The sequence below is a fragment of the Microbacterium sp. CCH5-D1 genome (genome assembly GCF_001557335.1).
GTDB classification, from domain to species: Bacteria; Actinomycetota; Actinomycetes; order Actinomycetales; family Microbacteriaceae; genus Microbacterium; species Microbacterium oxydans.
Genome location: NZ_LSJW01000309.1, coordinates 1 through 18,041 on the forward strand (window position 1 = coordinate 1; position 18,041 = coordinate 18,041).

Below are 18,041 nucleotides of genomic sequence, written 5' to 3' on the forward strand. Positions count from 1 at the left end.
GCCCATCAGCGGTACCTCCCCTCGGCCCACCAGCGCTCGCCGGTGCAGAACACCAACCACGCACGGTCGTCGTCGTCGACGATCTGGAGCCGGTGTCCCCGCTTCCCGCCCCCTGGCGCCCAGCGTCGTTCGTGCACGGGCCAGGGTCCTGCCCAGGCCTGCACGGCGGATCCGTCGATGCGGGCGGGGTCGTTCGAGAGCGAACCCCGCTCATCGACGCTGATGGTGCTCTCGTCCGCAGCGAACACGCCGATGGGTCTCGGCGGTCGGAAGACCTCGGCCGGCAGGGGGTCGGGAAGGCTCCCCGGCCACGGGGAGCCGGGGTCGCGGGGCGGGACGGTGCGCTCTCCCCACGGGGTGAGCACCTGGCGATCCGCGAGCCAGCGACCACCGGCGACGGCGGCGGTGACCACACCCTGATGGCCCAGCATGGTCTGCACGCGCGAGACCGCATGGTGCAGACGTTCATCCGTGCCGGAGCCGAAGAGCCCCGGCTGGTGGTGCGCGGCATCGTCCACGGCCGCGGGAACGATCCGCACCGCCACGATGCCGCCGAACGCCCGCGCCTCGTCGACCGGCTCCTTCGCGGACTGCGCGGCCAGGGATTCCAGCTGCCAGCGCACCCGGTCGACGAGGTCGGAGGCGTCGAAACAGGTCGGATGCAGCCAGGACCGGGAGAAGACGGCGCCGTTGTCGTCGGTCAGATCGATCCGCACCTCCGTGCAGACGAGGGAGGCGTCGCCCAGAGCGAGCATCACCGCGTCCGCCGTCTGACGCACCGCGAAGGCCACCTGGTCCGTTCCCCCCAGCGGGGAGTCGAACTCGATGGCCCGCACCAGCTCCGGATCGGGCGGGCGCGGCGTCAGCGGACGGGAGTCGGCACCGGCGGCGAGGGCGTGCAAGCGGGCGCCGTGCTCGCCGAAACGGTCGCGCACGTCGAGCGCGGTGAGGGATGCGAATTCACCGAGCGTGCGCACGCCGAGCCTGACGAGGAGTCCGGCGATCTGCTCGTCGCGCAGCACCTGGACGGGATACGGTGCCAGGAACTCTCCGGACGCCCCCGGCGGCACCACTGTGCATGGTGCGGTGCCGCGCGCCGCGATCTCAGCCGTGAACGGGCCGTCGGCGACGCCGACCCGCACCTCGGGGAACCCTGCATCGGCCAGGACGGCGGTGAGGGCTTCGGCGGCTTCCGCTTCTCCTCCGTGATAGCGGGAGATGCCTCTGGCGCGGAGGATCGCGAGTCCCGGTCGCAGCAGCGTGACCCCTGGCGCATGCTTCTCGATCAGGTGCAGCACCGGCAGGAAGGCCCGCTCGTCGCGGTCGGGGTCGTGGGAGAGCACGCGCAAAGAGGCGAGGTGCCCCTGCGCGATCCTGCGGCGCTGACCGGTGCGCACACCGTGCTCCCTGGCGGACGCGGTGCAGGCGACGATCGTGTTCGCCTGCACCAGGGCGGTGGGCGGGTGCGGGGGAGCGATGCCGAGCGCCGCCCGCATCGGCCAATCGGGGAACCACAGCACCAGCACACGGAGCGGGCTGTTCATCCGGCTTCCGCCCATCGCAGGAGCTCAGGTGGCGGGGATCCGCTCGATATGGCGGTCTCCGGAACGAAAGCGGTCTCCGGAGCGAGCGCCGGCAGCGCGGTGAGCTCGGCTCCGACGGTCTCGACCGCACCATGTCCTCCTGGCAGCTGCACGCGCACGCTCGACGGACGAGGGCTGTGCCGTGTCCGGGCGGTCACCGTGACCGTGCAGTCCGAGAGCAGTCCCCATCCGGCGCCGAGTCCGTGCCAGTGCGGGTCATGCAGGCGTATGGTTCCTTCGCTCTGTGGCCAGCGCTCCGCCCCCGGTGTCTCGGTGACGAGGAGTGTGCAACCGCGATCGCGCAGACGAGCGCTCAACCGGGCGACATCGGCGTCTCGTGCGCGCGAGCCGGGGGAGACGACGATCAGGGGCACGACCTCGGCCAGAGCGGATGTCGCGGCGAGCCAGCGATCTCCCGGCGTCGGTACGAGGATCAGGCGGGCGAGGTCGATGCCGAATGCGGCTGCGGCTTCCACGCCGAGGGTCGGCATGCCGACCACGGCGCACCACAGCCCCTTCTGCGACGCGGCGCCGAGCAGCGCGAGGACGAGGCTCGGTGAAGGGGACACGGAGTAGGAGGTGCCGGTCTGCAGTCCCCCTTCCGGAAGGAGTGAGGCGAAAGCAGGGTCGAGGGGCAGCAGCGTCTGTTCGCTGCGCCGTCGTTGCATCCGGCTGATCTCGCGACGCAGCCGCAGCACTTCTCCCGCACGGGAGTCGCCCGTGGGGGAGAGCGAGGCGATTGCGTCGAGCCCGATCACCTGCATCCTTTCTCGAAGATATATTCTAATATAACAAGTCGTCTGATCGACGATAGTTCGTACATCGGACATCCGCCAGGGGGTTGTCCACAGGCTGTCGAAGAGTGCTCCCTCGATCTCCTAACCTGCCGGGATGGACATCCGGCTCACGCTCATCGCGCTCGTGCATGCTGCCTTGATCGGTGTCGGAGGCTGGCTCATCGTGATCGACGCCCGCACTCACCGTCTCCCCGATCGGATCGTGCTGCCGACGCTCGGTGTCCTCCTGGTGCTCGTGTCGATCGATGCTCTCGCCGCAGGGCAGTGGGCGTCGTCCGTGCGCGCCGCTATCGGCCTTGTGGTCCTCGGTGGTTTCTATGCCGTGCTGCGGATGGTCAGCCGCGCGGGGATGGGCGGGGGAGACGTGAAGCTCGCCGCCGTCATCGGCCTGGTGCTGGGATGGCACGGCTGGCAGGCGCTGATGATCGGGGCGGCCTCGGCATTCGTGCTGGGCGCGCTCTATGCGCTGGTGCTCATCCTGCTGCGCAGAGCCGACGGAGCGACCCGCATCGCCTTCGGGCCCTGGATGATCGCCGGCGCCCTGCTCGGAGTCGCCCTCGGCTGAACCCGCACGCCTCGCCCGCATTCTGCGACGACGGGGCTACCCTGAGCACATGGCACTCGCACGACTTCACGGCGGCCCGCTCGACGGGCAGATCATCCCCCTCGGCGACGCGGACGACAAGCTGATCGTCCCCTACAGCGAGACGCAGGTGGTGTACAACCGCCGCGGCGAACCGCAGAACACCGGAGAGGGCGACGGCCCCACCGAGGTCGACTACTGGTTCGAGGAGTCGCTCGAGGACCTCACCCTCGAGGATGACTGAGCCGTCCCGCACGGTCGAGGTCGAGCGCAAGTACGACGTCGACCTCGAGACCCCGTTGCCCCGGTGGGAGAGGATCCCCGGCGTCGAGGCGGTCAGCACCGGAGAGGTCCGCGCCCTGGACGCCCGGTACTTCGACACCGCTGACGGCACTCTCTCGCGTGCCGGAGTGGCGCTGCGTCGTCGCACCGGCGGCCCCGACGAGGGCTGGCACGTAAAGGGGCCGCGACAGGGAGACGGTCGACTCGAACTCGGCTGGCCGCTGGGAGAGGGCGACACGCTCCCTCCCGCCGTGGCCGAGACCATCTCCGAATGGACGACAGCTCCGCTCACCCCGCTCGCCCGGATCGAGAACGACCGCACCGCCTATCTGCTCAGCGGCCCGCACGGGGTGGTCGCCGAGTTCGTCGACGATCGGGTGCGAGCGACCGATCTGCGCGGGAACGTGACGCGCGAATGGCGTGAGTGGGAGATGGAACTCGGTCCAGCCGCGCCCTCCGATGAGGCGGGACGCACCGCGTTCTTCGACGCGGTGGAGCAGGCGGTGGCTGCTGCCGGAGGCACGGAGTCGGCGTCGGGGTCGAAGCTCGCCAGAGCTCTCGGCGTCTAGGGCGGACAGCGCTCGGGCGCAACCCCTTCCCCCCGAGCGGTGCGCAGTGCTTGAGTGACACCATGAGCCGAACGCCTGTGCTTCGATCGCTGCAGACGATCGTCCCCGACACCGTTCTCGTGCAGGAGCAGGTGCGTGACGTCTTCGCACAGCAGCCCGACCTGGGAAGACTCGCGCAACGGATCGTCACGACCTCGTTCAACGTCTCGGGCATCGACACCCGCCACACGGTGATCGATGAGCTGTCACCCGATTCGGACGTCACCGACCCCGTCTTCTTCGACCGCCGAACGGGCATGCTGCTCGCTCCGGGCACGAAAGCGCGCAACGACTTCTACACCCGTGAGGCCACCGTGCTCTTCGTCGAGGCCGCGCGGCGGGCGATCGACGCCGACCCCGACCTCCGCCCCGCCGATGTGACACACGTCATCACGGTCTCCTGCACCGGGTTCCACGCCCCTGGTCCCGAGTACGAGATCGTGCGCGCGCTCGGCCTCCCCGATGCCGTGCAGCGCTTCCACTTCGGATTCATGGGCTGCTATGCGTCGATGCCGGCGCTCCGGGCCGCGAGTCAGTTCTGCGCCGCGGACGAGAACGCGGTCGTCCTGGTCGTGAGCGTCGAACTGTGCACCCTTCACCTTCGCACCTCGGAGAACCCCGACACGATCGTCGCGTCTTCGCTGTTCGCCGACGGTGCGGCCGCCGGAATCGTCACGGCACGCGACCTCCCCTCCCCGGTTCCCGCATTGCGCCTGGATCGCTTCCACACCGCGATCGCGCCGGAAGGCGAGAAGGACATGGCCTGGACGATCGGAGACACCGGTTTCGAGATGATCCTCTCCACGGCCGTCCCGCAGATCATCGGCGAGACCATCATCGGTGCGCTCCGGCCGCTGTACAGTCCGGAAGAGGACCTCGGGCAGGCCTTCGAAGGCGGCGGCGTGGGGGAAGCCGTGCAGCATTGGGCCATCCATCCGGGCGGACGCAGCATCCTCGACAAGGTGCAGGAGCGGCTGAACCTCAGCGACGCTCAACTGCACCCGGCCAGGGAGGTGCTGCGGAACAACGGCAACATGTCCAGCGCGACCGTGCTGTTCATCCTGAAACGGATCCTCGAGGAGGAGGGTGCCCGTGCCGGTGACCGCGTCTCCGCGATGGCTTTCGGGCCGGGGCTGACCGCCGAGAGCGCGCTGATGACCGTCGTGGCACCGCCTCGTTCATGACCCGGCCTCTCACGACGCGGGACGTCGACACCCGCGAGTTGATGGACGCCCCGGACGCCGATGCGCGGATGCTGGCCCGGACCTATGGGCGGTTCGGGTTCGTGAACGCTCTGGTCTCCCGCCCGGGTAGCCTCTACCGGCGTGACGTCCGGCCACGGGCCGCGCACGCCAGGGAGCAGTCGCGCGCCTTGCGTATCCTTGACATCGGTGCGGGTGGGGGAGATCTCTGTCGGCTGCTCGCCTGGAGACTGCGTCGGGACGGCTTCGATGCAGAGGTCACCGCGCTCGACGCCGACGTGCGGGCGATCCGCTGGGCATCGGCGCACGATCGCGGCGCGGGCATCCGCTACCGTCGTGCCCTCACGACCGAGCTGGTGGCTGCGGGAGAGATCTACGACATGGTGCTGTCCAATCACGTGCTGCATCATCTCGACGATGCCGAGCTGCGGACGGTGCTCGACGACTCCGTGCGGCTCGTCGCTCCCGGCGGGATGGTCTCGCACCGTGACATCGCCCGGAGCCGCACCGCTCATGCGCTGTTCTCCGCAGCCACCTGGACGATCTCGAGCACCCTCCTCGCGGACTCGTTCATCCGTGAGGACGGTCTCATCAGCATCCGCCGCTCGTACACGACGGCCGAGCTCAGGGCGATCGCTCCTCCCGGATGGGTCGTCCGCGGCGGCGTGCCCTCTCGACTGGAGCTGCGGTGGGTGGGAGCGCATGCCCGAACATGACGTCCTGATCGTCGGTGCGGGTCCTGTCGGTCTGCTGCTGGCCTGTCTGTTGGCGCAGGAGGGGCTGCGGGTGACGATCTGCGAGCGGCGGACGGGGACCGACGACCGGACCAGAGCCATCGGCATCCACCGTCCCGGCCTGGATGCCCTGGACGCGGCAGGGGTCGGCGGCGAGGTGCGGGCGGAGGCGCTGCGACTCGCGGGCGGCGAGGTGCGTAGCCGTCGGCGGACTCTGGCGACGCTGACCTTCGACCGCGACCGCCCGGTCCTGGTGCTTCCGCAACCTCACACGGATGCGGTGCTGCGCTCCCGTCTGCGCGCGCTCGCTCCCGACGCTCTGGTCGTCGGCTGCGAGGTGCGCGAGGTGCGCCAGACCAATGACGAGGTCGTCGTCGCGACGGAGACGATCGAAGGATCACGCGAGGTCACCGCATCGATGGTGGTGGTCGCCGACGGGGTGCGGAGCCGACTGCGCGGTGACCTGCGGATCGGCTGGCGTCCTCGGCCGGGGCGCGGGTCGTATTCGATGCTCGACGTGCACGACGAGACTCCGGGTGACCGCGCGATCCTGCACTGCGAGCCGGATGGACTCGTCGAGTGCTTCCCGCTGCCGGGTGGGCGGCGCCGATGGGTGGTGAGGGAGGGGGACGAGGGGGTCGGTTCCGCAGCGGGCTTCCGCACGGCCGTCCGGCAGCGCACCGGGATCGACCTCGAGCTCCCGGTGGGCGCGCAACCGGCGTCGTTCGTCGCCGCGCAGCACATGGCCACACGGGTGCATCGGGGGAGGGCCGTGCTCCTGGGTGATGCCGCGCACGAGGTCAGCCCGATCGGAGGGCAGGGGATGAACCTGGGGTGGGTCGACGCCGTGCGCCTCGCCGAGCAGCTCGTCCGTTCCCTCCCGACACGGGTTCCCGACCTCGCCGCCTACGACCATCGCGTGCGCCGGGTTGCCGCCATGGCCGGACGACGCTCGAGGTTCTACATGTCGATGGGCGCGCCGGCGCCGGCTGCGGTCGTGCAGGGCAGGGAGCTGGTGATGCGCGCCCTCGGTTCGGAGCCGTTGCGGGGCTGGACGACGGGTCTGCTCACGATGCGCGGGATCTGACGCCGGCTCCGGGATGCAGAAGGCCCGGTCCGCTGTGCGCGGACCGGGCCTTCTGCGGAGTCTCGATCAGAAGTTGATCATGTGGCCTGCGAGGCCGTGGAAGCCCTCCTGCAGCGCCTCCGACAGCGTCGGGTGCGTGTGCACGTTGCGGGCCAGCTCGAGAGCCGTGAGGTCCCACTTCTGTGCGAGCGTCAGCTCGGGGAGGAGCTCCGACACATCGGGGCCGATCATGTGCGCGCCGATGAGCTCGAGGTGCTCGGCGTCGGCGATCAGCTTGACGAAGCCGACCGGCTCGCCGAGGCCGTGTGCCTTGCCGTTCGCCATGAACGGGAAGGTCGCGACCTTGATCTCGCGTCCCTCGTCCTTGGCCTGCTGCTCGGTGAGGCCGAACGAGGCGACCTGCGGGGAGCAGAACGTCGCACGCGGCATCATGCGGTAGTCGCCCAGCGTCTGGGTCTCGGCGCCGCCGATGGTCTCGGCCGCGACCACACCCTGGGCCTCGGCCACGTGGGCGAGCTGCAGCTTGGCGGTCACATCGCCGATCGCGTAGATGCCCTCCACATTGGTGCGCATGTGGTCGTCGATGTCGATCGCGCCGCGCTCGGTCAGCTTCACGCCGGTCTTCTCCAGGCCGAAGCCCTCGATGTTCGGGGCGAACCCGACCGACATGAGAACCTTGCCGGCCTCGATCGACGACTGCTGTCCGTCCTTGCCGGTGTAGGTGACGGTGACGGACGAGCCGTTGTCGACGACCGACTCGACCTTGGTCGAGGTGAGGATGTCGACGCCGTAGTTCTTGTACTGCTTCGTGATCTCCTTCGACACGTCCGCATCCTCGTTGGGGAGTGCGCGGTCGAGGAACTCGATGATGGTCACCTTGACGCCGTAGTTCGTCAGGACGTAGGCGAACTCCATGCCGATGGCGCCGGCGCCGACGATGACGATCGACTCGGGCAGGTCCCGGGTCATGATCTGCTCTTCGTAGGTGACGACGTTCTCGCTGAGCGTGACACCGGGGAGCAGACGCACCTTGGAGCCGGTGGCGATGATCACGTTGTCGAACGTGACCTCTTCGGTGGAGCCGTCGGCCTTGGCGACCGAGATCGCCTTGGGGCCGGTGAAGGTGCCGCGACCGTTGTACTCGGTCACCTTGTTCTTCTTCATCAGGAAGTGGATTCCCTTGACACGACCCTCCGCGACCTCGCGGCTGCGGTCGAACGCCTTGCCGAAGTCGATCGTGAACTCGCCGGAGATCCCGAAGAAGTCGGCCTTGTGGTTCAGGGTGTGCGCAAGCTCCGCGTTCTTCAGGAGCGCCTTGGAGGGGATGCAGCCGACGTTGAGGCAGACACCACCCCAGTACTTCTCCTCGATGATGGCGGTGGAGAGACCGAGCTGCGCGCTGCGAACCGCAGCGACGTATCCGCCAGGACCTGCACCAAGGATGACGACGTCGTAGTGTGGCATGCCTTAAGCCTATCGCTCCGAGGGGGTGTCGGAATCGGTCGCGGCCGCGCCTCGGCGGCGGCTCATGACGATCCAGACGACCACGCCGGCGACCACGAGCACAGCGAGGATCGCGACGATCCAGATCGCCGCCGATCCACCCGCCTCGTCATCTGCGTTCGCGGTCGGCGTGCTCGTCACCTCGGGGGATGCCGTCTGCTCCGCGGTCGGCGCGGCCGTCGTCGGTGCGGCGCTGGGCTCCTCCGTGGCGGCTCCTTCGTCCCCCACGGTCACGGTGAAGGAGTACTCGCCGGAGGTGGGGTGCCCGTCGCTCGACACGACCTTCCAGATCACGTGATAGGCACCGGCCGGTCCCGCGCCCTGCAGGGGCTGCGTGACGATCGCACCGTCGACCGTCGCCGGCCCGTCCGTGATCGGGTTCCCCGCGGGGTCGGTCACGACGACCTCGGTCGCGCCCTCGCCGCCGATCAGCTTCGCGCTGAAGGTGAGGGTCAGCGTGTCGGGGACCGTCTCGACCGACTCGTCGGCTGCCGGTGACGACGAGACGAGCGCGTCGTGCGCCGAGGCCGATAGCGGGGAGAGGAACACGAGGAAGGCGGCGAGCAGGGTCGCGGCGAGGGCGATCGGTGCGGCCGAGCGGCTCAGAGCTTTGGTCTTCACGAGTACAGCCTATGAATCCTCGGTATGGGACGGCTGAGTGTGGATGCGCCCTCCCGCGAGCCCCTCGGCATCCGTTAGTCTGGACAACCAGGAGGGCACAGTGACTGACAGCGACAGCCGACCGGCCGGAGAAGCCGCGATCCACCGTTCCGGTGAGCAGAGACACGACGTGACGCAGACGTTCGGACACGATTCCGATCTGTCCTTCGTGCCGTTCGGTGTGGAGCTCACCGACGTCGAGCAGACGGCCATCGCCGCGCTGCCTGCAGGATCGGCTCTTCTGCTGGTCCGTTCCGGCGCTCTCGCCGGGGCACGGTACCTCCTCGACACCGATGTGACGACCGTGGGTCGCCACCCCGAGGCCGACATCTTCTTCGACGATGTGACCGTCTCCCGTCGGCATGCGGAGATCACCCGCACGGGATCGACGTTCGAGATCATCGACCAGCGCTCGCTCAACGGCACCTATGTCAACGGTGAGCGCGTCGACCGCAGCACTCTGGCTGACGGCTCCGAACTCCGCGTCGGCAAGTTCCGTCTGAACTTCTTCGCCTCCCCGCAGGACCGCCAGGCGGCGAACGCCTGATGGCGGCCTCTCCCGCCCGCGAACGCTCTGCGTCCGCGGGCCTGCTGAGTATCGGTCAGGTGCTCGCGAGGCTCACCCCGGAGTTTCCCGACCTGACCTCCAGCAAACTGCGGTTCCTCGAGGTGCAGGGCATCGTCAGTCCTTCTCGCACGGACTCCGGCTACCGGAAGTTCTCGGCGTCCGACATCGAGCGTCTCCGTCTCGGGCTCACCCTGCAGCGCGATCACTACCTTCCGTTGAGCGTGATCCGCGAGCAACTCGACGAGGCCGATGCCGCCGGGGACTCGACCCCGCTGCTGCCACCGCCGTCGATCGCCCCGTCGCCCCGTCGCTATCGCCGAGACGAACTCCTCGCCGCGGCGGGAGCGGGACCGCAGCTTCTCAACGACGCGATCAGCACAGGGGTCATCACCGCGCAGGAGAGCTATCCCGAGGCGACCGTGACGCTGCTGCGCGGCCTGGTCGCGCTCGACCGCCACGGCATCGAGCCACGGCACCTGCGCTCGCTGCGTCAGGGCGCCGAACGTGAGGTCGCCCTGATCGAATCCGCCATGTCCGCGCTGCTGCGCCGGACCGACGCCGCGTCACGGGCGAAGGCCAGCGAACTCGCCCCCGAACTGGCCTCGCGCATCGACGAGGTGCGATCGCTCTTCGTCAAGGATGCGCTCTCGCGCGTGCTTTCGTAACGAACTGATTGCGACACACCTTCGCCGCCACACGGATGTGATTGCCGGTGCCCTGGCACTGCTCTACCGTGGAAGAAACCGTTCCAGAGAGGATTTCAGATGAATGCGGATGAGCTCGCAGGCGACCCGCGGTTCGTACCCGAACTCCTCTTCACCGACGGACTCCCGGCCATGGATGACGAGGTCGGCTACCGTGGTGCGGTCGCAGCGCGTGCCGCCGGTATCACCTACCGTCAGCTCGACTACTGGGCGCGCACCGAGCTGGTCGAGCCCACCGTGCGCGGCGCGAACGGCTCCGGCTCGCAGCGTCTCTACGGCTTCCGTGACATCCTCGTCCTCAAGCTGGTGAAGAGCCTTCTCGACACCGGCATCTCGCTGCAGCAGATCCGCACGGCCGTCGAAGAGCTCCGGCGTGCCGGTATCCGCGACCTGGCCGGAACCACGCTCATGAGCGACGGAGCCTCGGTCTACCTCTGCACGTCGAACGACGAGGTCATCGACCTCGTCAGCCGCGGGCAGGGTGTGTTCGGCATCGCCGTCGGCAAGGTCCTCCGCGAGGTGGAGTCGACGCTCGTCTCCTTCGACGCGACGGCGCCCGACCCGGTCGACGAGCTGTCGGCGCGCCGGACCAAGCGCTCGGCGTGATACAGCGCCTCACCCACAGACAGAAAACGGCCGTCCTCGAAGAGGGCGGCCGTTTCGCTGTGTGCGTCGGACGTGTCAGCTCTGCTGACCGCTCTCGGGCACGGCGATGCGTCCGGTGCGGATGATGCGGTCGAGCAGCTGGTCGAAGTCGGCGGCGAGTTCCTGAGCGGAGTCGCCCGGCCAGATGTGCAGGGGCTTGGCGGCGCCCTGCGCCTGCTGCAGAGACGTGCGTTCCGGAAGCTGGGGGGAGAGCACGAGAGGGCCGAACATGTCGCGGAGCTCCTTGATGCGGAACTGGTGCTCGATGGACTGCGGACGCACGCGGTTCACTACGATGCCGAGCGGCTGGAGTCGCGGCGAGAGACCGCGGCGGATCTCCTCGATCGCGCGGAGGGCACGGTCGGCTGCGGCGACGGAGAAGAGGCCGGGCTCGGTGACGACCATGACGCGGTCGCTCGCCGCCCACGCCGTGCGGGTCAGGGCATTCAGCGACGGTGCGCAGTCGACGAGCACGAGGTCGTACTCGGACTCGACGGATGCGAGAGCCTCCTCCAGCTTCCACACGTCGCGCACGCTCGGGTGCGGGCCGTCGAAATTGATCGCGGAGGGACTGCCGATGAGGACATCGATCGTCCCGGGGTGCACCTTCGCCCACCCGCTGGACGTGATCGCCTGACGGACGACCTTCTCCTTCGGGTTCGCCAGGACATCGGCGATGTTGAGTCGTCCGGCCACCTGGATGTCCATCCCGGTGGAGACGTCGGACTGCGGGTCGAGGTCGACGACGAGCGTCCGGACTCCTCGGGCGAAAGCCGCTGAGGCCAGCCCGAGTGTCACGGTCGTCTTGCCGACGCCTCCCTTGAGAGAGCTGACGCTGAGTACGTGCACGGAGACAACGTTACCTTCCCCTAGGCTGGGGGAACACTCAGCCCCGCCCCATGCGCATCGAAAAAGCTGCGCATCGAGCTTCCAGAGGTGTGCATGTTCCAGAAGATCCTTGTGGCGAATCGCGGCGAGATCGCGATCCGCGCCTTCCGTGCGGCAGTCGAAGTGGGAGCGCGCACCGTCGCGGTGTTCCCCTACGAAGATCGCGGCTCCGTGCATCGGCTGAAGGCCGATGAGGCCTATGAGATCGGCGAACGCGGTCATCCCGTCCGCGCCTACCTCGATGTCGACGAGATCATCCGGGTCGCGCTGGAGTCCGGCGCCGATGCGATCTACCCCGGGTACGGGTTCCTCTCCGAGAACCCGGAGCTCGCCGAGAAGGCCGCAGCGAACGGCATCGTGTTCATCGGCCCACCCTCGAATGTGCTCGAGATGGCGGGGAACAAGGTCGAGGCGAAGCGGCACGCGGTCGAGGCCGGAGTGCCGGTGCTGCGATCCACAGAAGCCTCCGACGACGTCGATGCACTCGTCGCCCAGTCGGCGGAGATCGGCTTCCCGCTGTTCGCCAAGGCCGTGGCCGGTGGTGGAGGCCGCGGGATGCGTCGTGTCGAGACGGCAGGTGATCTCGCACCCGCTCTCGCGGAGGCGATGCGGGAAGCTGCGAGCGCGTTCGGCGACGCCCGGATGTTCCTCGAGCAGGCGGTCGTGCGCCCTCGGCACATCGAGGTGCAGATCCTCGCCGACAAGACGGGTGAGACGGTCCACCTGTTCGAGCGCGACTGCTCGGTGCAGCGGCGCCACCAGAAGGTCGTGGAGATCGCTCCGGCGCCGAACCTCGACGACAGCGTGCGGACGGCGCTGCACGGCTACGCCGTGGCCTTCGCCCGGTCGATCGGCTACGAGAACGCGGGAACCGTCGAGTTCCTGCTGGAGACCGCGGGGGAGCGCACGGGCGAGGTCGTCTTCATCGAGATGAATCCGCGCATCCAGGTCGAGCACACGGTCACAGAGGAGGTCACCGACGTCGACCTCGTGCAGAGCCAGATGCGCATCGCCTCCGGCCAGACCCTCGCCGACCTCGGTCTGCAGCAGCAGAATCTGCACCTGCGCGGAGCGGCGCTCCAATGCCGGATCACGACGGAGGATCCCACTCAGGGATTCCGTCCTGACACCGGCAAGATCACCACCTACCGCTCGCCGGGAGGCGCCGGCATCCGTCTCGACGGCGGCACGGTGCACCAGGGCGCACAGATCAGCCCTCACTTCGACTCGATGCTCGCGAAGCTCACGTGCCGCGGTCGTGACTTCCCTGCGGCGGTCGCCCGCGCACGTCGAGCGCTCGCGGAGTTCCGCATCCGGGGTGTCTCCACCAACATCCCCTTCCTCCAGGCTCTCCTGGAAGATGACGCGTTCATCGCTGGTGACGTCAGCACGTCCTTCATCGATGAGCGTCCAGAGCTGCTGCGTGGCCGGGTTTCGAAGGACCGTGGAACGAAGCTGCTCAACTGGCTGGTCGACGTCACGGTGAACAAGCCGCACGGTGCACACCCCGGCGTCATCGATCCGGTCGCCAAGCTTCCTTCCGTCGATCTGACGACCGAGCCGGCTCCGGGCTCTCGCCAGAGGCTTCTCGAACGGGGACCGGAGGGTTTCGCCCGCAGTCTCCGTGCGCAGACGGCGCTGGCGATCACCGACACCACCTTCCGTGACGCGCATCAGTCCCTCCTCGCCACGCGTGTGCGCACGAAGGACCTCGTCGCCGCGGCTCCTTATCTCGCACGGCTGACTCCCGAGTTGCTGTCGGTCGAGGCGTGGGGAGGGGCGACATACGACGTCGCGCTGCGCTTCCTCGGCGAAGACCCCTGGGAGAGACTCGACAAGCTCAGGGCCGCGCTCCCGAACGTGGCGATCCAGATGCTGCTGCGCGGGCGCAACACGGTCGGATACACCCCGTACCCCACCGCGGTGACCGAGGCGTTCATCGCCGAGGCGGCCGCCAGCGGGGTGGACATCTTCCGCATCTTCGACGCCCTCAACGACGTCGAGCAGATGCGTCCGGCGATCGAGGCCGTCCGCAACACGGGGACCGCCGTCGCCGAGGTCGCGCTCTGCTACACCGGTGACCTGCTCGATCCGGCAGAAGACCTCTACACGCTCGACTACTACCTGGGCCTGGCGGATCAGATCGTCGAAGCTGGCGCGCACATCATCGCCATCAAGGACATGGCTGGTCTGCTGCGACCCGCGGCGGCGGCCAAGCTGGTGACGGCGCTGCGCGAGCGCTTCGACCTGCCCGTGCATCTGCACACGCACGACACCCCCGGAGGCCAGCTCGCCACGCTTCTCGCCGCCAGCGCGGCCGGCGTCGACGCGGTGGACGCCGCATCGGCACCCCTTTCGGGGAGCACGAGCCAGCCCTCGCTGTCGTCCCTGGTGGCTGCGCTCGCCCACACGGAGCGCGACAGCGGCATCTCCCTGGGAGCGGTCTCCGACCTGGAGCCGTACTGGGAGGCGGTCCGTCGCCAGTATGCGCCTTTCGAGTCGGGACTGCCCGGACCCACGGGCCGTGTCTACCACCACGAGATCCCCGGCGGCCAGCTCTCCAACCTCCGGCAGCAGGCGAAGGCACTCGGTCTGGCCGACGACTTCGAACTCATCGAGGACATGTACGCCGCCGCGGACCGCATCCTCGGGCGGGTGCCCAAGGTCACGCCGTCGTCGAAGGTCGTCGGAGACCTCGCGCTCCATCTCGCGGCGGTGAAAGCCGATCCGGCCGACTTCGAGGCCAACCCCGAGAAGTACGACGTGCCGGACTCGGTCGTCGGATTCATGGCTGGTGAACTCGGCGACCTTCCCGGCGGATGGCCAGAGCCGTTCCGTACCAAGGTCCTCGCAGGACGGTCGGTGCGCACCGGGATCACGGCGATCACCGCGGACGATGAAGCAGCGCTCGGTGGCACCAGCTCTGAGCGCAGAGCGCGGCTCAACACCCTGCTGTTCCCTGCGCCGAGTGCGGAGTTCGCCGAGCGCCGTGAACTGTTCGGCGACCTCTCGGTGCTCGACACCAGCGACTACCTCTATGGCCTCGTCGCCGGCCAGGAGCATCAGGTCGAGATCGACCGGGGCGTGCGGCTCTACGTGGGACTCGAGGCCATCGGCGACGCGGATGACAAGGGCATGCGCACGGTCATGACCACCCTCAACGGGCAGCTTCGTCCGGTGTTCGTCCGTGATCGCGCGGTCAAGGTCGATGCGATCGAGGTGGAGAAGGCGGACACCTCGGTTCCCGGCCAGGTCGCCGCACCGTTCTCCGGTGTCGTCACGTTGAAGGCCGAGGTGGGGGCCACCGTGCACGCCGGTGAACCCGTCGCATCCATCGAGGCGATGAAGATGGAGGCGGCCATCACCGCACCCGTCGACGGTGTCATCGAGCGGCACGCCATCGCCGAGACGCAGCAGGTGGACGCCGGAGATCTTTTGGTCGTGATCCGCCCGGCGCACTAATCTTGTGCGGGCGAGGGCCGCGCATCCGTGCGCACCCGGGGCTCGCGCAGGCTTGGAGCGACATCGTGACACCGAAGAACACCACCGACCCCGAGGACGACTCGCTGGGGGTGCTCGACGAAGCCGCGTCTCTCGACACGGCCGGTATCGGCATCCTCGGCGGGACGGCCCAGGTCCGTGTGACCCTGCCCATGAACGAGGACGACGATCTCGCCGACGACGAGGTGATCGACGGCGAGGTCATCGGAGACCTCGTGATCGATCCGGTGCCTGCCGTCGAACAGGAGACGGCGTTTCCGGCGAAGACGAAGACGAAGACGAAGCCGTTGCCCGAGGCACCCTCGATCGATGCGGCGTCGGCGGAGGAGCCGCCCGCAGAGCCCGATGTCGTCACCGGTGTGATCGATTCGCCCGTGATCGAGCCGATCGCGATCGATGCGACAGCGATCGGTTCGCGTCCGCATGCGGACGCCGTCATCGATGCCGTGATCGTCGATGACGAGGAGCCCGGCGACTCGATCGCCGACGATCCCGACGCCGTTCGTGAGCGTGCTGCCGAGGAAGCGGCTGCCGCAGAAGAGACTGCCGAGGAAGAGGCTGCCGAGGAAGAGGCTGCGGCGCGTTTCCTCGCTCAGGCCCGGACCGAGACGACGGCATCTGCACCGGCACCCGCCGTGCGGACACCCGCTGAGAAGGAGACCACCGTGTCCATCCCCGAAGAGAGGCCCGTCGTGGTCCAGCCGGCACGCCCGGCGGGTCGCGCGGACGTGACACTCACGTCGAAGCGCCTGGATGAGCTGGGCGAATCCTCACGCGAATCCGCTGATCTGCTGACGGCAGACCGACTGCTCGATCCGCATCAGATCACCAAGCCCGAGCCTGAGGGAGCGTGGAGTCATCTGCTGTACGCGGTCTCCGGCCGGCGGATCAACATCGGCGACGGGCGCCGCGCGCGGGAGCGCAAAGCCCTCTCCGCGCGGATCGCGGCGCCGATCGCGGGCGGAGCGCGCTTCGTGCCGGTGCTCTCCCGCAAGGGAGGGGTGGGCAAGACCACGATCACCGCGCTCCTGGGCATGGCCCTGGCCGATGCGCGTGAGGACCGGGTGATCGCGGTCGACGCGAACCCCGACCGTGGCACGCTCGCGGAGCGGATCGTGCGACCGAACCACAGCAAGTCGGTGCGCGACCTCGTCCGGATCCACGACGACGTCAGGGGTTACCACGACATCTCCGCGATCGTTGCGCGTGACGCGACACGCCTCGACGTCCTGGCCTCCGATGCCGACCCGCGCATCGCTGAGGCCTTCAGCGACAGCGACTACCGCGACGTCGCGGACGTCGCCGCTCACTACTACTCGCTCGTCCTCACCGACACGGGGACGGGGATCGTCCACTCGGTGATGTCGGCGACCCTCGACCTGGCGGATCAGATCGTCATCGTCTCGGGGCTCAGCGTGGACGAGGCGAGACTCGCATCCGAAACGCTCACGTGGCTCGAGACCAACGGGTACGCGGAGCAGGCGCGGGAGGCGATCGTCGTCCTCAATCAGTCCACGCCGGGCGCTCCGCTCGTGCGTCTGAACGAACTGCAGGCGCACTTCGCCACGCGGGCCCGGAGTGTCGTCCGCGTGCCGTACGACCCGCAGATCGCCGGGGGAGGGGCGATCGTGTTCGCCAACCTCCTGCCGGAGACACGGATCGCCGCCCGCGAACTCGCCGCGTTGCTCGTCGAGGGCCTCCGGGCGAAGGCCGCCTGATGGCCGTCCGCGAGATCCGCATCTTCGGCGACCCCGTCCTGCGCACGGTCTGCGCCCCGATCGAGGAGATCGACGACGGAGTGCGCGCCCTCGTCGCAGACCTGGTCGATACCGTCGAGCTCCCCGGGCGCGCAGGCGTGGCCGCGCCTCAGATCGGCGTCGCCCTGCGCGCGTTCAGCTACAACATCGACGGTGACATCGGATATGTCCTCAACCCCGTGCTGACCGAAGTCCGCGGCGAGCCCGAGCCGACGGGGGAGGGCTGCCTCTCGGTTCCCGGCCTGTGGCACGACGCGCAGCGCCATCCATGGGCACGCGTGGAGGGAATCGACCTCGACGGCAACCCGGTGGTCCTCGAAGGCGAGGGCCTCCTCGCCCAGGCTCTGCAGCACGAGACCGATCACCTGGACGGCAAGCTCTTCCTGACTCGCCTCGACCCGGAAACGCGCAAGATCGCGATGCGGGAGGTGCGGGAGAGTTCCTGGTTCTGATGAGCACACGAAGAAGGGCCCCGCACCTGCGGGGCCCTTCTTCGTGTCCTCAGGGTCAGCCGCCGATCGGCACGTTCGTGGTGGCGACGGGCTCGTCATAGATCGCGGCGATCTCGTCGGCGAAGTCGTTCATGATGATGTTGCGCTTGATCGAGAGCTTCGGCGTCAGGTGACCGGAGGCTTCCGTCCACTCGGAGTCGAGGATCGTGAACTTGCGGATCGACTCCGCGCGCGAGACACGGCCGTTCGCGGCATCGACCGCACGCTGCACCTCCGCGCGCACCGCCGCGTTCTTCGAAGCATCGGCGAGCGACATCGTGCCCTCGAGTCCGTTGTTCGCGAGCCATGTCGGGAGCATCTCGGGGTCGAGCGTCACCAGGGCCGAGATGAACGGACGCTGGTCGCCGACCACGACGACCTGGCCGATGATCGGGTTCGCGCGGATCGGGTCCTCGAGCGCGGCGGGTGCGACGTTCTTGCCGCCGGC

At 68.6% G+C, this 18,041-nt stretch carries 17 protein-coding genes and 1 pseudogene; 12 read left to right on the forward strand and 6 right to left on the reverse strand.

From position 1 onward, the window contains the following. Window positions 1-5 precede the first annotated feature (5 nt). Window positions 6-1,544: a DNA polymerase Y family protein gene (locus tag AX744_RS18700; RefSeq protein WP_061018618.1), complete on the reverse strand. Its 1,539-nt coding sequence runs from the start codon at window positions 1,542-1,544 to the stop codon at window positions 6-8. After that, the gene (locus AX744_RS18705) at window positions 1,541-2,347 is read right to left on the reverse strand and encodes a hypothetical protein (RefSeq protein WP_058633149.1); all 807 of its coding nucleotides are present in this window, start codon (window positions 2,345-2,347) and stop codon (window positions 1,541-1,543) included. Before AX744_RS18705 ends, AX744_RS18700 begins: the two co-directional genes overlap by 4 nt. Window positions 2,348-2,474: 127 nt before the next feature. Here AX744_RS18705 and AX744_RS18710 point away from each other — a divergent pair, with 127 nt between their 5' ends. The 6 genes from AX744_RS18710 to AX744_RS18735 all read left to right on the forward strand — a co-directional run bounded on the left by AX744_RS18710 (window position 2,475) and on the right by AX744_RS18735 (window position 6,876). After that, window positions 2,475-2,945, forward strand: a complete 471-nt coding sequence (locus AX744_RS18710) for a prepilin peptidase (protein WP_061018620.1) — start codon at window positions 2,475-2,477, stop codon at window positions 2,943-2,945. Window positions 2,946-2,994: 49 nt separating this feature from the next. Then, complete coding sequence (locus AX744_RS18715) at window positions 2,995-3,207, forward strand: hypothetical protein (RefSeq protein WP_046749348.1); 213 nt, start codon at window positions 2,995-2,997, stop codon at window positions 3,205-3,207. Then, on the forward strand, window positions 3,200-3,814 hold the full coding sequence (locus tag AX744_RS18720; protein ID WP_058633147.1) for a CYTH domain-containing protein: 615 nt from the start codon (window positions 3,200-3,202) through the stop codon (window positions 3,812-3,814). The genes AX744_RS18715 and AX744_RS18720 overlap by 8 nt, the downstream gene beginning before the upstream one ends. Window positions 3,815-3,876: 62 nt before the next feature. Further along, window positions 3,877-5,037 (forward strand): type III polyketide synthase, encoded by a 1,161-nt coding sequence (locus AX744_RS18725; protein WP_218867898.1) that lies wholly within the window; start codon window positions 3,877-3,879, stop codon window positions 5,035-5,037. Then, on the forward strand, window positions 5,034-5,771 hold the full coding sequence (locus AX744_RS18730; protein ID WP_061018623.1) for a methyltransferase domain-containing protein: 738 nt from the start codon (window positions 5,034-5,036) through the stop codon (window positions 5,769-5,771). The genes AX744_RS18725 and AX744_RS18730 overlap by 4 nt, the downstream gene beginning before the upstream one ends. Further along, window positions 5,758-6,876, forward strand: a complete 1,119-nt coding sequence (locus tag AX744_RS18735) for an FAD-dependent oxidoreductase (RefSeq protein WP_061018624.1) — start codon at window positions 5,758-5,760, stop codon at window positions 6,874-6,876. The genes AX744_RS18730 and AX744_RS18735 overlap by 14 nt, the downstream gene beginning before the upstream one ends. Before the next feature lie 66 nt (window positions 6,877-6,942). Here the strand turns inward: AX744_RS18735 and lpdA are convergent, their stop codons facing one another. Together lpdA and AX744_RS18745 are read right to left on the reverse strand one after the other, a co-directional pair. Beyond that, window positions 6,943-8,340, reverse strand: a complete 1,398-nt coding sequence (gene lpdA / locus AX744_RS18740) for a dihydrolipoyl dehydrogenase (RefSeq protein ID WP_046749343.1) — start codon at window positions 8,338-8,340, stop codon at window positions 6,943-6,945. A 9-nt stretch (window positions 8,341-8,349) separates the two neighbouring features. Continuing rightward, window positions 8,350-9,000: a copper resistance CopC family protein gene (locus AX744_RS18745; protein WP_061018625.1), complete on the reverse strand. Its 651-nt coding sequence runs from the start codon at window positions 8,998-9,000 to the stop codon at window positions 8,350-8,352. Window positions 9,001-9,100: 100 nt separating this feature from the next. Between AX744_RS18745 and AX744_RS18750 the strand changes: the two genes are divergently transcribed. From AX744_RS18750 to AX744_RS18760, 3 genes are all read left to right on the forward strand, one after another. Continuing rightward, complete coding sequence (locus AX744_RS18750) at window positions 9,101-9,586, forward strand: FHA domain-containing protein (protein ID WP_046749341.1); 486 nt, start codon at window positions 9,101-9,103, stop codon at window positions 9,584-9,586. After that, a complete protein-coding gene (gene ftsR / locus AX744_RS18755) occupies window positions 9,586-10,272 on the forward strand; it encodes a transcriptional regulator FtsR (RefSeq protein ID WP_046749340.1) in 687 nt (228 codons plus the stop codon). Before AX744_RS18750 ends, ftsR begins: the two co-directional genes overlap by 1 nt. A 99-nt stretch (window positions 10,273-10,371) precedes the next feature. Beyond that, window positions 10,372-10,917, forward strand: coding sequence for a MerR family transcriptional regulator (locus AX744_RS18760; RefSeq protein ID WP_046749339.1), 546 nt, complete (start codon window positions 10,372-10,374; stop codon window positions 10,915-10,917). A 75-nt stretch (window positions 10,918-10,992) separates the two neighbouring features. Here the strand turns inward: AX744_RS18760 and AX744_RS18765 are convergent, their stop codons facing one another. After that, window positions 10,993-11,805: a ParA family protein gene (locus AX744_RS18765; protein WP_046749338.1), complete on the reverse strand. Its 813-nt coding sequence runs from the start codon at window positions 11,803-11,805 to the stop codon at window positions 10,993-10,995. Window positions 11,806-11,898: 93 nt separating this feature from the next. Here AX744_RS18765 and AX744_RS18770 point away from each other — a divergent pair, with 93 nt between their 5' ends. From AX744_RS18770 to def, 3 genes are all read left to right on the forward strand, one after another. Next, window positions 11,899-15,306: a pyruvate carboxylase gene (locus AX744_RS18770; protein ID WP_061018627.1), complete on the forward strand. Its 3,408-nt coding sequence runs from the start codon at window positions 11,899-11,901 to the stop codon at window positions 15,304-15,306. A gap of 65 nt (window positions 15,307-15,371) precedes the next feature. Then, on the forward strand, window positions 15,372-17,063 hold the full coding sequence (locus AX744_RS18775; protein ID WP_061018629.1) for a MinD/ParA family ATP-binding protein: 1,692 nt from the start codon (window positions 15,372-15,374) through the stop codon (window positions 17,061-17,063). Continuing rightward, entirely contained in the window at window positions 17,063-17,554 is a 492-nt protein-coding gene (gene def, locus AX744_RS18780) for a peptide deformylase (RefSeq protein ID WP_046749335.1), read from the forward strand. The genes AX744_RS18775 and def overlap by 1 nt, the downstream gene beginning before the upstream one ends. A gap of 55 nt (window positions 17,555-17,609) precedes the next feature. Here the strand turns inward: def and AX744_RS18785 are convergent. Next, window positions 17,610-18,041: pseudogene (locus AX744_RS18785) on the reverse strand (long-chain fatty acid--CoA ligase); the annotation flags it as partial.

Bases quoted from the DNA above. Each gene is read 5' to 3' on its own strand.
- AX744_RS18700 (WP_061018618.1), bottom strand. From the start codon at position 1,544: ATGAACAGCCCGCTCCGTGTGCTGGTGCTGTGGTTCCCCGATTGGCCG.
- AX744_RS18730 (WP_061018623.1), top strand. From the start codon at position 5,034: ATGACCCGGCCTCTCACGACGCGGGACGTCGACACCCGCGAGTTGATG.
- AX744_RS18725 (WP_218867898.1), top strand. From the start codon at position 3,877: ATGAGCCGAACGCCTGTGCTTCGATCGCTGCAGACGATCGTCCCCGAC.
- AX744_RS18705 (WP_058633149.1), bottom strand. From the start codon at position 2,347: ATGCAGGTGATCGGGCTCGACGCAATCGCCTCGCTCTCCCCCACGGGC.
- AX744_RS18710 (WP_061018620.1), top strand. From the start codon at position 2,475: ATGGACATCCGGCTCACGCTCATCGCGCTCGTGCATGCTGCCTTGATC.
- AX744_RS18760 (WP_046749339.1), top strand. From the start codon at position 10,372: ATGAATGCGGATGAGCTCGCAGGCGACCCGCGGTTCGTACCCGAACTC.
- lpdA (WP_046749343.1), bottom strand. From the start codon at position 8,340: ATGCCACACTACGACGTCGTCATCCTTGGTGCAGGTCCTGGCGGATAC.
- ftsR (WP_046749340.1), top strand. From the start codon at position 9,586: ATGGCGGCCTCTCCCGCCCGCGAACGCTCTGCGTCCGCGGGCCTGCTG.
- AX744_RS18720 (WP_058633147.1), top strand. From the start codon at position 3,200: ATGACTGAGCCGTCCCGCACGGTCGAGGTCGAGCGCAAGTACGACGTC.
- AX744_RS18770 (WP_061018627.1), top strand. From the start codon at position 11,899: ATGTTCCAGAAGATCCTTGTGGCGAATCGCGGCGAGATCGCGATCCGC.
- AX744_RS18735 (WP_061018624.1), top strand. From the start codon at position 5,758: ATGCCCGAACATGACGTCCTGATCGTCGGTGCGGGTCCTGTCGGTCTG.
- def (WP_046749335.1), top strand. From the start codon at position 17,063: ATGGCCGTCCGCGAGATCCGCATCTTCGGCGACCCCGTCCTGCGCACG.
- AX744_RS18715 (WP_046749348.1), top strand. From the start codon at position 2,995: ATGGCACTCGCACGACTTCACGGCGGCCCGCTCGACGGGCAGATCATC.